We start from the raw sequence: 657 nt of genomic DNA on the forward strand, positions 1-657 counted from the left end.
GTCGAACAGAATGATATCGTAGCGGCTGCCGCGGCGCTCCTCGCGCTCGGCGAATTTCACCGCGTCGTCGACGATCCAGCGGATCGGCTTGCTGCCGAGGCCGGCCATCTCCTGGTTTTCGCGGGCCCAGCCGATCGCCTTCTTCGAGGCATCGACATGGGTGACCTCGGCACCGGCGCGAGCCGCCACCAAGGAAGCGAGACCGGTATAGCCGAACAGGTTCAGAACCTTGACCGGCCGCTTCGCCGCCGCGATCAGCCCGGCCATGTGGTCCCAGTGGGAGGCCTGCTCGGGAAAGACGCCGACATGACGAAACGAGGTGAAACGGCCGAGATAGTCGATGCCGTCATGCTTCATCGGCCAGGTCTCGCCGAGCGGCAGCTTCGGGAAACGCCAGCGGCCGATCCCCTCCTCGTCGGTGTCTCCGGTGAAGACGGCGTCGGCGCGCTCCCATTCCTTTGCCGGCAATGCCTTTTGCCAGATCGCCTGACCCTCTGGCCGCACGATCCGGTAGGGGCCATATTGTTCGAGCTTCTGGCCGGTGCCGCTGTCGAGCAGCGCATAATCGGCATTGGGCGCCACTTCCAGGATCACGGGAAGATGTTCGGCGGGCAGAGCGCCTTCGCGGCGGGCCCGGATGAGCCGCGCCGAGGTCGG

The 657-nt window shown here is 66.1% G+C and carries 1 pseudogene; it reads right to left on the reverse strand.

Annotated features, from left to right (window positions below):
* Positions 1-639: pseudogene (locus EOA22_RS36220) on the reverse strand (class I SAM-dependent rRNA methyltransferase); the annotation flags it as partial.
* Between the last annotated feature and the right edge of the window lie 18 nt (positions 640-657).

The organism is Mesorhizobium sp. M7A.F.Ca.US.014.04.1.1 (assembly GCF_003998745.1).
Taxonomy (GTDB): Bacteria; Pseudomonadota; Alphaproteobacteria; order Rhizobiales; family Rhizobiaceae; genus Mesorhizobium; species Mesorhizobium ciceri.